Consider the following 518-nt stretch of genomic DNA (forward strand, 5'->3'; position numbering starts at 1 on the left):
ACCCCGTCAGCCGGAAGGCAAATGCGACGCACCCAGCTCTTTGACAAAAAGAAAGATGCAACGACTTGGGAAGATGAGACCCGCAAGGCGTTGATTCTGGCGGATCGCCAACACCAGAAAGACCTGAACACCGTTGGTCGGGCCTTGACGGTGGGTGAATGGGGCGAACGATACATGGACTTCGCCGAAAGCACGATGTGCCATTCATCATACTGTGAAAAGCAAATTGCCTTGCGTCGACTGATTCAGCATTTGCCGAATCGGGAAAAAACCTTGGTGGGCGAACTGAGCACAGCCCTTGTGCTGGATTGCCTGACAAAGGTCTTTCGCGAGAAAACCGGCAATACGGCCAACAAGGACAGAAAGAACCTTTGCGCAGGCTGGAACTGGGGCGTGAGATACCTTGGCATGGACCGTGTGAATCCGTTCCAACTGGTGGACAAGTTCCCGGAGAAGCGCCAACCGCGTTACGTGCCGCCCCTTGATGACTTCCGGCGTGTGCTGGATTTTGTCGGGCC

The 518-nt window shown here is 55.0% G+C and carries 1 pseudogene; it reads left to right on the forward strand.

Annotated elements, in window-relative coordinates:
* Nucleotides 1–21 precede the first annotated feature (21 nt).
* Nucleotides 22–518: pseudogene (locus JCM12178_RS17470) on the forward strand (site-specific integrase); the annotation flags it as partial.

It is taken from the genome of Salidesulfovibrio brasiliensis JCM 12178, from assembly GCF_001311825.1.
Lineage (GTDB): Bacteria > Desulfobacterota > Desulfovibrionia > Desulfovibrionales > Desulfovibrionaceae > Pseudodesulfovibrio > Pseudodesulfovibrio brasiliensis.